The 14,051-nt window shown below is 43.1% G+C and carries 11 protein-coding genes and 1 tRNA gene; 8 read left to right on the top strand and 4 right to left on the bottom strand.

The genetic code is table 11. The features are described from left to right. The first annotated feature begins 234 nt into the window (after positions 1–234). The 5 genes from FHS24_RS08460 (at position 235) to FHS24_RS08480 (ending at position 6,690) form a co-directional block, all read left to right on the top strand. Positions 235–2,583 (top strand): heavy metal translocating P-type ATPase, encoded by a 2,349-nt coding sequence (locus FHS24_RS08460; RefSeq protein WP_183620636.1) that lies wholly within the window; start codon positions 235–237, stop codon positions 2,581–2,583. Between the two features lie 363 nt (positions 2,584–2,946). Beyond that, entirely contained in the window at positions 2,947–4,263 is a 1,317-nt protein-coding gene (gene eno / locus FHS24_RS08465; protein WP_183620638.1) for a phosphopyruvate hydratase, read from the top strand. A gap of 135 nt (positions 4,264–4,398) precedes the next feature. Further along, positions 4,399–4,707: an FtsB family cell division protein gene (locus FHS24_RS08470; protein ID WP_183620640.1), complete on the top strand. Its 309-nt coding sequence runs from the start codon at positions 4,399–4,401 to the stop codon at positions 4,705–4,707. A 127-nt stretch (positions 4,708–4,834) separates the two neighbouring features. Further along, positions 4,835–5,623, top strand: coding sequence for a 2-C-methyl-D-erythritol 4-phosphate cytidylyltransferase (gene ispD / locus FHS24_RS08475; protein ID WP_227671745.1), 789 nt, complete (start codon positions 4,835–4,837; stop codon positions 5,621–5,623). A 443-nt stretch (positions 5,624–6,066) separates the two neighbouring features. Next, complete coding sequence (locus tag FHS24_RS08480) at positions 6,067–6,690, top strand: BLUF domain-containing protein (RefSeq protein ID WP_183620641.1); 624 nt, start codon at positions 6,067–6,069, stop codon at positions 6,688–6,690. Positions 6,691–6,942: 252 nt separating this feature from the next. Here the strand turns inward: FHS24_RS08480 and FHS24_RS08485 are convergent. The 3 genes from FHS24_RS08485 to pyrC form a co-directional block, all read right to left on the bottom strand. Continuing rightward, positions 6,943–7,018: transfer RNA gene (locus tag FHS24_RS08485), tRNA-Glu, on the bottom strand. A gap of 348 nt (positions 7,019–7,366) precedes the next feature. Further along, positions 7,367–8,062, bottom strand: a complete 696-nt coding sequence (gene rnt / locus FHS24_RS08490) for a ribonuclease T (RefSeq protein WP_406947782.1) — start codon at positions 8,060–8,062, stop codon at positions 7,367–7,369. A 309-nt stretch (positions 8,063–8,371) separates the two neighbouring features. Further along, entirely contained in the window at positions 8,372–9,442 is a 1,071-nt protein-coding gene (gene pyrC, locus FHS24_RS08495) for a dihydroorotase (protein WP_183620836.1), read from the bottom strand. A 399-nt stretch (positions 9,443–9,841) separates the two neighbouring features. On the opposite strand from pyrC, the gene FHS24_RS08500 reads away from it, so the two are divergent. After that, entirely contained in the window at positions 9,842–11,080 is a 1,239-nt protein-coding gene (locus tag FHS24_RS08500) for an argininosuccinate synthase (RefSeq protein WP_183620645.1), read from the top strand. 153 nt (positions 11,081–11,233) lie between these two features. Here FHS24_RS08500 and FHS24_RS08505 read toward each other — a convergent pair whose 3' ends face one another. Then, on the bottom strand, positions 11,234–12,517 hold the full coding sequence (locus tag FHS24_RS08505) for a hypothetical protein (protein WP_183620647.1): 1,284 nt from the start codon (positions 12,515–12,517) through the stop codon (positions 11,234–11,236). 146 nt (positions 12,518–12,663) lie between these two features. Here FHS24_RS08505 and FHS24_RS08510 point away from each other — a divergent pair, with 146 nt between their 5' ends. Beyond that, positions 12,664–13,191 (top strand): L,D-transpeptidase, encoded by a 528-nt coding sequence (locus FHS24_RS08510; RefSeq protein WP_183620649.1) that lies wholly within the window; start codon positions 12,664–12,666, stop codon positions 13,189–13,191. A 190-nt stretch (positions 13,192–13,381) separates the two neighbouring features. Next, the gene (locus tag FHS24_RS08515; RefSeq protein WP_406947779.1) at positions 13,382–13,996 is read left to right on the top strand and encodes a nitroreductase family protein; all 615 of its coding nucleotides are present in this window, start codon (positions 13,382–13,384) and stop codon (positions 13,994–13,996) included. The last annotated feature ends 55 nt before the right edge of the window (positions 13,997–14,051 follow it).

Raw genomic sequence — 14,051 nt, forward strand, 5'->3', positions numbered from 1 at the left:
TCATACATATCAGTTTGCTTCAGTCATTGTGCTAAGCGTTATTAAGCTGTAGAGAGTGTCATACTTGAATAGCCACTATTCGTAACCATTTAATATTTAGTATTCATTAATATTTGATTTTTAATCTTAGAATGCTTTATTTGTTTCATTTAGATTTCCCCTCCCTGATATTTTTATGGCCATATCAATTGATAAACGCTATAACGCGCTATAACGCAACAACGAGTTCTATTTATGAATGATTCTACCCGTACCACCAATGAGCAGTCCTATGATGTTGACACTGATATTCAGTCCAATACGACGACATCGCCTACGCGTGCACACTTGCAACTGGCCATTGATGGAATGACGTGTCAGGCCTGTGCCTCAAGAATCGAGAAGGTACTAAACAAAAAGCCGTCGGTATATGAGGTGAGTGTAAACTTCGCTGGCGAGACCGCCAATGTCGATTATGACCCAACGCAGACCACGCCTGAGCAGGTTACAGAATGGGTAAATAAGACAGGTTTCGTTGCTAACTTGCAGGCAGCCGATAGCCTGTTTGAACAGACGGATGAAGATACACGTACTCAGTATCCATGGCGATTAATTGGGTTATGGATTTGTTTGGTGCCATTTTTAATCGGTATGGCAGGTATGGTTGTTGGTCAAGGTATGGCGTGGATGCCGCCGGTTTGGATGCAGTTTATCCTAGCGACGGTTGTCCAATTTGGTTTTGCATTGCCATTTTATAAGAGCGCTTGGGCATCTATTAAAGGCGGTCTTGCCAATATGGATGTGCTTGTGGTCATCGGTACGGTAACTATTTGGGCGTATTCCACGTATCTATGGCTGACCCATGGCGATGGTACGTTAAACAGTCTGCTGCAAAGTGGGCATGCTGGTGGGCACGGTCCAGCAGTGTATTTTGAAGCAGGCGTAATGGTCATTGCCTTTGTGCGTACCGGTAAATATCTTGAAGATCGCACCAAAAAGCACAGCTTAAACAGTATTGATTTATTATTGTCATTAACCCCTGATGAAGTTGAACAACAGCAGCCAAATGGCGACTTTCATAATGTAGCGCTACAAGATGTGCAAGTAGGTGATATTCTGCGTGCTAAACAAGGCAGCCGCGTTGCAACCGATGGGACAGTTATCGATGGTAGTGGCTGGTGTGTGGAGAGTCATCTAACTGGTGAGTCAGTACCACTCAAAAAAGAAGTAGGTAATGGACTGCTAGCAGGCGCTCTAGTCGAAAATGGCAGCTTACTCTATCGCGTCAGTGCTAAAGGCAGCGATACCAAGCTGGGTGATATGGTGCAAGCGCTCAGTGATGCTCAAGGCTCAAAAGCCAATCTGGCGCGCCTTGCTGATAGAGTAACGGCAGTATTCGTTCCAGTCGTCGTTGCCATTGCACTTATTACCTTTGGCTTAACGTGGTGGCTGACCGGTATGATTGACACTGCGTTAATGCATGCCGTATCAGTATTGGTGATTGCTTGCCCATGTGCGCTTGGTTTGGCAACGCCAGCCGCTATCATGGCTGGTATGGGGGTAGCTGCGCGTCATGGCGTCTGGTTTAAAGACGCACAAAGCTTAGAGGCGGCAGGTAATATCGATACGGTCGTACTTGATAAGACGGGTACATTGACTATTGGTAAGCCGACTATCGTTGATCATGTGATGGTAGATAAGTCGCTTGCCGTTGATGATGTCTTGCAAATTGCCGCAAGTGTTGAGGCGCATGCAAGTCACCCACTAGCGACTGCACTGATTAATGCTGCTACTGAGCGAAACTTGCCATTGATGAATGTCACTGATATCAGTGTGATAAAGGGCGCTGGTATACAAGCAAATATCGAAGGATTGGGTCTGGTAAAGGTTGGTAGCGCAGAGTTTGCTAATTTGACTCTACCAAAGCTGATGCCAAAAGTATGGCAAATCGCCAGTACGGTCGCTATTAGTATTAACGATGAGCCGCTAGGTGCTTTTGCCCTTGCTGATGACTTAAAGGATGACACGCCGCAAGCCATAAGAGCGCTACAAGATGCTGGTATCAATGTGATATTGATGAGTGGTGATAAGCAATCCGTCGTCGATCATGTAGCAGGGCAGCTGGGTGTCGAGCAAGCTTACGGTAAAATGAGCCCACGCGATAAAGCAAGCCAAATTGCTTTATTGCAAACCGCTGGTCATAAAGTTGCCATGGCAGGTGATGGCGTCAATGATGCGCCAGCGATGGCAACCGCTGATGCTAGTTTTGCGATGTTTGAAGGTACGGATGTCGCCCAGCATAGTGCTTCTGCACGCTTGATGGGTGAATCGCTGATGCATATCGATGCGGCGCAAAAAATTGCCCAAGCAACGCTGCGTAATATCAAGCAGAATCTATTTTTTGCCTTTATTTATAATTGCCTCGGTATTCCGCTTGCCGCTTTTGGCTTTTTAAATCCTATGATTGCCGCGGCTGCAATGGCACTCAGCTCTATTTCAGTATTAATGAATGCCTTAAGATTGACACGATTTAAAACCAAGGTTGAGCTAGATAACACTGTCTCTAGCTCGCATACGAAAGCGGAACGTTTAACAAAAGCATAAGCGTTACCTCATTGCTAATAAAGGCGCTAATAAAACGCTTTGATAATGACTACTATAGCTGCTCATATGTGATTTTATGGGCGCGAGTTGGTGTAAGATAAGGGAAGTTTGGCAAAATTTATGCTATGATGCCAAGCATTATAGCCGACACTTAAAGTACCAAACCAACTTTCCACTATTGGCAAAACCATGTGCTAAATAAGCGAGTTGTATCACTCGTATAAGATGATATAAATCATATAAATAGGCAGGACTGGCTGGTTTGGGCATATTCGCTATACGATATTTTTTTATCTTTTTTGTATTCTAGTTGCCGTTATTTATCCCACAAACTTGGCATGACCAAAGGAATTAACAGACATTATGTACGCTGAAGAAACCACCAACGTCACCGCAATTAAAGACATTCGCGCCCGTGAGATTTTAGACTCGCGCGGTAACCCAACGATTGAAGCCGATGTTATCCTAGCTGATGGCACTATTGGCCGTGCTGCTGCCCCAAGTGGAGCATCTACTGGCTCACGTGAAGCGCTTGAGCTGCGTGATGGCGATCAAAGCCGCTACATGGGTAAAGGCGTCAAAAAAGCCGTTGCCAACGTCAATAGCCAGATTCGTAGTGCGCTAATGGACAAAGATGTCACCGAGCAGCAAGGCATTGATGATGCAATGATTGCGCTAGATGGCACAGAAAACAAAGATAGCCTTGGCGCTAATGCCATGCTAGCAGTCTCTCTTGCGACTGCTAAAGCCGCTGCCAAGTCACAAAGTCTGCCACTACATCAATACATTGCAAATTTGCGCAATCAGACGTCATTGACGATGCCTGTACCGATGATGAACATTTTAAACGGTGGCGAGCATGCGGATAACACGGTTGATATCCAAGAATTTATGATTGAGCCTGTTGGTTTCACCAGCTTCTCAGAAGCGCTGCGTGCGGGTACAGAGATTTTCCACAGTTTAAAATCTGTTCTAAAATCACAAGGCTTGAATACAGCGGTTGGTGATGAAGGCGGTTTTGCACCAAACCTACGTAGCAACGAAGAAGCTATCACCGTTATTATGCAAGCGATTGAGCAAGTCGGCTATAAAGCTGGCGAAGATATCCACCTAGCTTTAGATTGCGCGGCCAGTGAGTTTTATAAAGATGGTCAATATATTTTGGCAGGCGAGGGTAATAAGTCCTTTGATAGCCAAGGTTTCTCTGACTATCTAGTAGGCTTGGCGCGTCAATATCCTATTATCTCTATCGAAGACGGTCTTGATGAGTCGGATTGGGACGGCTGGAAGTATTTGACTGAGCAGATTGGTGATAAGGTCCAGTTGGTTGGTGATGATTTGTTTGTGACCAACCCTGCTATCTTGCAAGAAGGCATTGATAAGAAAATTGCCAATGCGATTTTGATTAAGTTTAATCAAATCGGTACTTTATCAGAAACGCTAGATGCGATTTATCTGGCGAAGAAAAACGGCTATGCAACGATTATCTCGCATCGTTCAGGTGAAACCGAAGACAGTACGATTGCAGATTTAGCAGTTGGTACGGCTGCTGGTCAGATTAAAACTGGCTCACTATGCCGCTCAGACCGTGTCGCGAAATACAATCAGTTGCTACGTATTGAGCAACAAGTACGTGCAAGCTACCGTGGCCGTGAAGAATTTATCGGTCTACGTGGCTAATAAGCTATACAGCTAAACAATTAGACTTAAAAATAAGCGATATATTGTCATTGATAGGGTGATATATCGCTTAATAAGCCTATTTGGTTTTTTACTTTAATCTTTAATCTCTTTTTCGTTTGGCGTGATCAATTTATGAAATACTTTAGCCAATTTATGCTACTTGCTTTAGCCGTTGCGGTGCTGTTAGGACTGCAATATCAGTATTGGCTGGGTGAAAACGGTCAGTTTGAGCATAATAAATTGCTGACACAGATTGATGAGCAGCAGCGCTTAAATGATAACCAAGTAGCCGCAAATAACTTGCTACGGACTGACGTTCATGATCTAAAGACAGGTCTTGAAGCAGTGGAAGAGCACGCGCGTTTAGATTTAGGCTTAATTAAGCCAAATGAGACCTTTGTACAAGTATCAACAGCGCCGACGACGCACAGCCGTTATTAATCGCTCTTAATGTTATATGATGTTCTTATACTATCTATAATAGAGACATTATTTTTCTTAAAGTCCTTTTAAAATTTCTACCTCATTTTTTGACTTCTTTCCAGTCATATCATCATGGAACCCAACCATGAGTATTAATCAAAACTACCTTATGAATACCACGCCTAATATACATGCCATGATTGTTGCTGCTGGTCGCGGTAGTCGTTTTGGTGCCTCTATTGCTAAGCAATATACCAGGTTGCAAGGGCAGACCTTGCTACAGCTTAGCGTGGCAAGGCTTGCTAGTAGTGCTTATATTGATAAGTGCTTATTGGTTATAGCGGCCGATGACAGCACGGCAAAGACACTCAACTTTGCGTTGCCGATACAGTATGCCACCGGCGGTGCTGAGCGTTGGCAATCGGTACAAGCAGGGGTAGAAGCCATCCGTCAGTCAGGTGCTGAGGATTCAGACTTGGTAGTTATACATGATGCCGCGCGTCCTGCAGTGCCTGAACAAGATATTGATAAGGTGATTGAAGCGGCGATGCTAGAGCCTTATGGCGCTATTCTCGCCACCCCAGTAGCGGATACCTTAAAACAGTCCTACACCCAGACTAATGCACAATCTGAGACCACAAACAGCCTTATAGATAAGCCTGACAATAGTAGCAGTACCCACTCTTATGTTAAGCGCACTATCGACCGTAGTCATATGTGGCAGGCCCAAACGCCGCAAGTATTTCGCCTAGGTGAGTTGCAGCGAGTACTAACCTATGTTGCTAAAAATCAGCTAGAAATTACCGATGAGGCCAGCGCTTTTGAACATTTAGAGCACCCGATTCGCTTGGTGTCTGGTAGCCGCCAAAATATTAAACTCACTTATCCTGACGATGCTATTTTGCTCGCAGCGATTCTTACCGCCCAATCCTAACGATTATAAAAAGCGATAAAACACTCTTCAGTTCTTCTTCTCCATCTAAATTATTTCTATCTAAATTATTTCTATCAATCTTACCGTTCTCAATATCCAAATTGAGCGCTTATAACTTAATGCGCGTGTTTTTTCCGTTGATATGTCTTAGTCTTTGAAATTTCTTATTCTATGAAGATAATGGATATTTATGCTATATTTTAAATATAAGTGATTCTAAAACACAGTTTGGCATTAATAAGTAGTGACTTAAGATAAACATATATTGCTTTGATGACGAAAATAGCCTATGATGTAACCAACTTAATACAATTAATATAAACATTTATAAATCAATAATATAACAAGTGTATTTGCTGTCCTGAAACGTCTTGTCAGTATTTTTTATCTAAAGTTAGTATGGTTGTCTTAGCTACATTTACCTGAAAATAGGGAGAAGCTGATTGTCAACAGTTAATGATTCGACAAATCCAGTAACGCCAGATCTCTGCCAGCTTGTATATCTGAGCCACATTACGTCGACTGGTCTTGCAAGTGCGAGTACGCTTAACGACATCGCAGAAGTCGCTATTAAGCTGAATAAAGCCGATAATATTACTGGTATTCTTTGCTACGGCAATGGATACTTTTTCCAGTGTGTGGAAGGTTCTGAGCAAGCATTAACCAATCTCAAAAATCGCTTATTGGTAGATGATCGACATAAAGACTTAAAGATATTGGATTTTTCATCGATTACTGAGCGCCGTTTTGCTGGCTGGTCACTACGTTCTATTACGCTTGAGCGTTGGATGGTGAATGAGCCTAAGCTTAAAGCCTTTATGCCGTTTAAGCCCAATACGTGGGGCGCCAATGAATGGCAGCGGTTTTTAGATATTCTGCAAGGCTATTATGAAGAACAAGAAAAATCCGGTGAGCTTGATACGCAGCCGATAAAATATAATACGCTAGGAGTAACCTTAGGCAAAGTAGTCGGACAGCACCAAGCCTTTTTCCTTATTCAGACCATATTGGGTGGCTTGATTGTATTGGCGTTACTTTGGCTGATGCTAGCAGATAAGTTTTGGTAAATTTTTCTAAATAATGAAACTCATATATTAAAAAAGCCAGCTAATCATGCTGGCTTTTTGCTGTCCTAAGTTTTTTGCTTTTATAAATTTACCATACATAAAGCGTTTTATTTTCACTCATAGGAAATTATGAGAAATGAGCAGGCATAAAAAAAGCCCAATCACAAAAAATGTGATTGGGCTTTTTGATGGTACGCTTATTAGTCTTATCAATGCTTCGCAGCAAATTTGCTAACAAGTGACGCCAAATAGTGGCGTCCCCAGGGGGATTCGAACCCCCGTTACCGCCGTGAAAGGGCGGTGTCCTAGGCCTCTAGACGATGGGGACTAGTACAACGCTTCAGCTGCTTTCACCTTTATGCTGAAGTGGTGCGTATTCTAATGGCGTCTGCGTTTTCTGTCAAGCCTTTTTCTTCGTCTTTTTAAAATTAAATATCTTTTTTTGAGCGCGCGCCGTGGATGTAGGTCATTACGCTTCAAATGATGCCGAATCCATAATGACGTACAAGTGCTAATGGTTAAAGCGAGCAGCATATAACCAATGATGGTTGCCCATAACTTAAACTGTGGCTCCATAGCAAAGTCCCTCTTGTTAAGCTTAAATAATCCATAGCAAGCTATTAACTATAGATAGCATTATTATTTGCGTTTAACAATGTAGGACGTGTGCTTTACGTTACTGGGTGTCGCTATCGGTTGGTTGTATGTTGGTGTCAGCCGTACTACCTTCTGTCATCTCTGAATCGCTCTGTTCGACATGCATTGCATTCGCTAGCATAGGGTAGCTGTTAAGGATATGACAAAAGAGCTCAGCGGTCTTTTGAGTATCATAGAGCGCTGAATGAGCGTCTTTACCATCAAAATCAATGCCAGCTGCCTTACAGGCACGTGCTAACACTGTCTGTCCAAATGCTAAGGCAGATAGGGTCACGGTATCAAAGACTGAAAAATTGTGAAATGGGTTGTGGTTTTTGCTATTGGTACGCAGCACCGCCGCATTTAAAAAGCCTAAGTCAAAATGCGCATTGTGTCCGATTAGGACGCATTGGCGGCAGTCTTCAGTACGGCGCACTTCCTTTAGACCTTTAAAAATACGGCGTAGGGCAGTTTTTTCATCTTCAGCAATGGCTTTACGTAGTGGGTTTTTAGGGTCGATACCGGTAAAAGCGAGGGCGCTTGGCTCGAGATTCGCCCCTTCAAAGGGTTCGATATGAGCATTTAAAGCCTCGCCCGGATAAAACACACCCTGCTCATTTAATAGCACAGGAATACAAGCAATTTCTAATAAGGCGTCTGTTTGCGCATTAAAGCCGGCCGTTTCGACATCGACTACGACAGGCAAGAATTTGCGAAAACGCTCCTTTAAGGTCATGGGCGCTTGTTCGTCTGTGTTGCCATTAGTCGTGCTGGTTACATTGCTAGTATTAGTGACATTGCTAGTGTTGTTTATGTTGTTTTCAGGTAGGGCGGCATCGTTTTGAATGGTCATATCAAGTTAAATCGCTTTTATCAGTCGTGCTGTGGCATTGAAGTAAAAAATTAAGTTAAAGAATTAAATTAAAAATCGCTAAAAAATAAACATCCTATGATATGAGTATTGCTAAGGAAGTTGCCTTTTAGCATAAGAGCATTGCTTATCATAGGATACAATAGAGGCGCAGATGACTTTACATCGTCTCTATTAGGCTTTAATGGACCAAGGCAACATCTCACCAGCCATTAATGGCGTTAACGACGAGCCATCAAAGTAAGGATAGTCGGTTGGTACTTGCATCGGCGTATTTATCAAAGTAATGGTGCTCTCGTGTACCGGTAAGCCATAGAATTGAGCGCCAAAGCGGCTGGCAAACCCTTCTAATTTGTCTATTTTACCGACACTATCAAAAGCGGTGGCGTATAGCGGTAGCGCAGTAGAGGCGCTATAACAACCGGCACAACCGCAAGCAGATTCTTTCGCATCCGTTGCATGAGGTGCAGAATCAGTGCCTAAAAAGAATTTCGGATTGCCACTGGTGGCGACATCTAACAGTACTTTTTGATGGCTTTCACGCTTCAAAATAGGCAAGCAATAAAAATGCGGCTTAATCCCACCGACCAGTAAATGATTGCGGTTAAACATTAAATGCTGCGGCGTAATAGTGGCGGCAACTTGATTACCTTGCGCTAAGACAAAGTCAGCGGCATCACTGGTGGTTATATGCTCTAGTACAATCTTCATAGTCGGAAATTTGATGATGATTTGCGCCAACACTTCATCTAAAAAGCGCTTTTCACGGTCGAAAATATCGACATGGTCGTGAGTCACTTCACCATGGAGTAGTAAAGGTAGATTGTATTTTTCTAATGCTTCAAAGATATCGACACGGGCATTAATATCGGTGACACCATCAGCAGAGTTGGTGGTTGCGCCAGCAGGGTAGAGCTTGACCGCTTGGACGATACCTGATTTTGCCGCCATCTCGATATCATTGGCTGTTGTGTTATCGGTGAGATATAGAGTCATGCGTGGGTCAAAAGCCGCTTTACGCTCAGCACTTAAATCACTTGCTTGTAGCTGCTGTATGATACGCGCACGGTAAGCATGAGCATCATCGACATTTTTAACTGGTGGCACAAGGTTTGGCATACAGATAACGCGGTTAAAGCTTTGGGCGGCATGAGCAACGGTGGTTGCTAACGCTTTATCATCGCGCAAATGAATATGCCAATCATCTGGCTGCAGGATGGTTAATTCTCTAATCGAATCGGTCATGGTGTCATCGCGCTCTATATTGTCATATACGGGAGTGAAGGGGCAGTCTTGCTGTGCTGCTATCATAACAGATTTGCCTACTTGACTAAATATGCGGTGAAATATCTGTACATAAATGATAAGGGTTTTATCTACCCAATTAACTTTTGCTAGAGCTTTAAGAGTGTGGTTAGAAATGATGGTTGATTAAGTTGTCTGATATTTTAAATAAGCCTATTTCTAGAATTAACCTCAAATATAAGGGAAAACCCAGTGGCTGATAGCCGTGCCACTTTTGCCGTTAGTAAATATGATGTACACTGAGCAGGCAATCTATCTTTTATTGATTTCATCCCATCATTCGCATTTTACGTCCCATTAAATGTATTCGACAATAAATTCTTATATTAGGAGTTATTCATGGCTCAGCTTGATCCAAAAACTATTAATAAAATCGTCTTGGCATATTCAGGTGGTCTTGACACCTCAATTATCGCCAGATGGCTACAAGAAACCTATGATGCAGAAGTGATTACTTTCACCGCTGACATTGGTCAAGGTGAAGAAGTTGAGCCTGCGCGCGCCAAAGCTGAAGCGATGGGTATCAAGCATATCCATATCGAAGACTTACGTGAAGAATTTGCCCGTGATTATGTATTCCCAATGTTCCGTGCCAATGCAATTTATGAAGGCGAGTATCTGCTAGGGACGTCTATCGCGCGTCCATTAATTGCCAAGCGTTTGGTTGAAATTGCTAAAGAACATAACGCCGATGCCATCAGTCATGGTGCGACCGGTAAAGGTAATGATCAAGTACGTTTTGAGCTTGGCGCGGTTGCTCTATCGCCTGATGTGGTTACCATTGCGCCATGGCGTGAGTGGGATTTGTCGAGCCGTGAAAGCTTGATGAAGTATGCTGAAGAACATAATATTGCTATCGATTATGCCGGCAATAAGAAAAAATCTCCGTATTCAATGGATGCTAACTTACTGCATATCTCTTATGAAGGCGGTATTTTAGAAGATCCATACGCCGAAGCAGAAGACGATATGTGGCGCTGGTCAGTCAGCCCAGAAGAAGCACCAGATGAGGCGCAATATTTAGAATTAGAATACGAGAAAGGGGACATCGTTGCTATCGATGGTGAAGCGCTTAAGCCTTATGAAGTGATGATTAAGCTTAATGATATTGGCGGTAAGCATGGTATCGGTCGTTTAGATATCGTTGAAAACCGTTATGTCGGTATGAAATCACGCGGCTGCTATGAAACGCCAGCGGGTACTATTATGCTAAAAGCACACCGCGGTATCGAATCATTGACGCTTGACCGTGAAGCGGCGCATCTAAAAGATGAGCTGATGCCACGTTACGCTAAAATTATCTATAACGGTTATTGGTTCAGCCCTGAGCGTATGATGCTACAAGCCTTGATTGACAAATCACAAGAATATGTCAACGGTACAGTACGCGTTAAATTATATAAAGGTGCGGTAAGCGTCGTCGGTCGTAAGTCAGATGATTCATTGTTCGATGAAAAAATCGCCACTTTTGAAGATGATGCAGGCGCTTATGATCAGAAAGACGCAGAAGGTTTCATCCGTCTAAATGGTCTACGTTTGGCGATTGAAGCCAGCCGTGGTCGTGATTTATCGAAGTAAGCAGGTTTTACTAGGCTGTGCTAGCTAAAGCATGAATAAAAAAACATGAAGAGAAAAGGCGCTATTAAGATAGCGCCTTTTTTTTGGTTTTTTGCAGGTTGGTTCGACTGCTTTTTGATGCTTAAGAAGTTATGTACTAATTTCCGTCACTTATCATTGTGCTACTTTTGCGTCTTTAGCATCAGCTTTATCATCGTCCACCATAACAATGGCCACATCTTGCTGTTGACGCTCCTTGATAAGGTCTTGCTCAACGACCTCTTCTGTCGCCAGTAACATGCCATCAGATTTTTGGCTTTGATATTTAAGAGCGGCAAGTCCGCCTAGCACCCCAATAACGGCAATAATAATCAGGATAACGGGGTTTTTCCAGAGAGGTATAGGCGCGTCGTATTCAATGGGTTTTTCACTAGCAGTGGTCGGCGTATTTTCGTTATTACCACCGATTAGACCCAAGCTGACCAAAGGTGGTTTCGGTGCGCTGGCAGGCTCGGAGGTGATACGTAGGCGGTTACGCTGTAAGTATATTTCTGAAATCTTGGCCAATTGCAGCAACCAGCGTTGGTGCGGTAAGCTGATAGCGGTCATTTCTGCAAACACCAACAAATCATTATGTTTACCTTGCTGAGCATTTGCAGATGAGCGCCCGATGACTTTTAAATAATTACCAGTTGCTAATTGCATATCTTGCACAGGCTCATGACGTTCAGGCTTGAATGTCGTGAATTCATACCAGTAAGGATTGAAAGTTGGCGGGGTATCCGCAAGCTGCGCTATGCTCAATAAGGTGCGTTCTATATTGGGACTATTTCCAGCCTCTTCTTTTATTTCTGCTGCCGAATCTAAAGCGCCTTCTGTTGGCGTAGTTAAACCTTTATCTTCATTTACTTCGATAGAGACTGACGGTTGCTGATTGGCGGCAAAACGAGCAGTTGATAAGAATTGCGGTTGTAAGGCAAACCATTTATCCATCTCGTCATTATCAAGTTGGCTATATTCGGCTAAAATAGCCAGCTCACGTAAGACAATCACACATAGAGATGTAAGCAATATTTGCACTTGCGACGTCGTCGCGTCAATCTGTTTAGCAATGTCTTCACTGGCTTTAATCACGCGGGCATTATCATAAAATATGGCATCCGCCGCTTCATGGCGATGATATAACGTCGCATTGATGGTCAAAAAATTCATCGAGTTATATTGACGTAACTCTTTAACAGCACCGCGGCCAAACAGCTTTTTGCTCACGGCTTGCCCATCATTGTGCTGCTGATAAGCAAGTAGGGCGCTGACAATGGCTTGCAAGCTGGCATCCATCGCCAAGCGTGCTTGCGGTAATGAAAGCTTGGCGGCATCTGCCAATAAGGACACCATCGGCTTGGTATCTTGATAGAGAAAATCATACATCGACACACGTGTCGGTGAAATAGTCGTCATAATCTGCTAGCATCAAAAAGTGTGCCCCTATATTACGGTGCCAAAAGCCTTGATACAATCCCTTAATAATAGAAAAATTCAATCAACTTACTCATCATGCTGTCAATAATGGTATCCATTAGATGAATGACCGCCGGAAGACTTCTATGACAAATAACGAAAAATTTAATAAAAATTCTAATGCGCATCTAGTAATTAATATTGCTCAGCAAACGCTCGCGCTCTATGAATACGATAAAGAAGTGACTCAATATACGGTATCTACTGCTAAAAATGGCATTGGCAGTCAGCAAGATAGCGGCTGCACGCCTCTTGGTAAACACTTTATCGCCAAAAAATTTGGTGCAAATGAACCCATGAATGCGGTATTTAGTGGGCGTGTTCCTACGGGCGAGATATATAGTGCAGAGCTTGGCAATTGCTATCCTGAACGCGATTGGATATTAAGCCGTATTCTTTGGTTGAGTGGTATGGAAGAAGGATTCAATAAAGGCAGCAATAGCCAAGGTGGCTGCGATACCTATCAGCGTTATATTTATATACATGGTACGCCAGACAGCGAGCCGATGGGTGAGCCGCTCTCGCATGGCTGCATACGTATGCGTAATGAAGATATTCTGGAATTATTCGAGCAGGTTAAAGAGGGCACAGTAGTAACGATTATCGCTAATTAGCTGCTAATTATTACTCATTAAAGCTTAAGTAAAATAGAATAACTTTATAGAGTGATTGATAAAATAAACTTTATAAAGAATATAATTCGTTTAGTATATTGATATAATAGCCTCCTTGTTAATGTCAACGTGTCATGCCAAATACGGCACGTTTAACCTACATTCTATTATAATTATCGGGATAATGATGATGTCTAAAGAAAGTCTAGTCACTTTACAACAAGCCTTTGATGAGCGCCGTTCGGTATATGCATTGGGCAATGAGCTACCAGTAGCGACACAAGAGATTGTAAATATGGCAGAGCGTGTTTTATTGCATACGCCTTCTTCTTTTAATTCACAATCTTCGCGCTTGGTGGTACTGTTTGGTGCTCAGCATCAGCAGTTGTGGGATATCGCTGAAGAAAAACTGCGTGCAGCTGTCGGTGATGGCGACTTTTCTGGCAGCAAGCAAAAGCTGGATGGCTTCCGTGCTGCAGCGGGTACCGTGCTGTTTTATGAAGATAAAAGCGTAACTCAAGCGCTGCAAGAGCAATTTGCGCTATATGCAGACAGATTCCCAGTTTGGGCGCAGCAAACATCAGCCATGCATCAGTATGCGATGTGGACAGAGCTACGTACCTTGAACGTTGGTGCTAACCTACAACACTACAATCCTCTTATTGATGAAGATGCCGCTAAAGCATTTTCTATCCCAGATAGTTGGGAATTGGTGGCGCAAATGCCGCTTGGTAGCATTGTTGAGCCTGCTGGCGATAAAACCTATCAGCCAGTCAATGAACGTATGAAAGTGCTGGGATTATAAGAGCGCTAAGCTTATAAAATAGCTAGGCTTAGAAAAAACGATATCAATCTTCGAG

This window comes from Psychrobacter luti (assembly GCF_014192115.1).
In the GTDB taxonomy this organism is placed as follows: Bacteria; Pseudomonadota; Gammaproteobacteria; order Pseudomonadales; family Moraxellaceae; genus Psychrobacter; species Psychrobacter luti.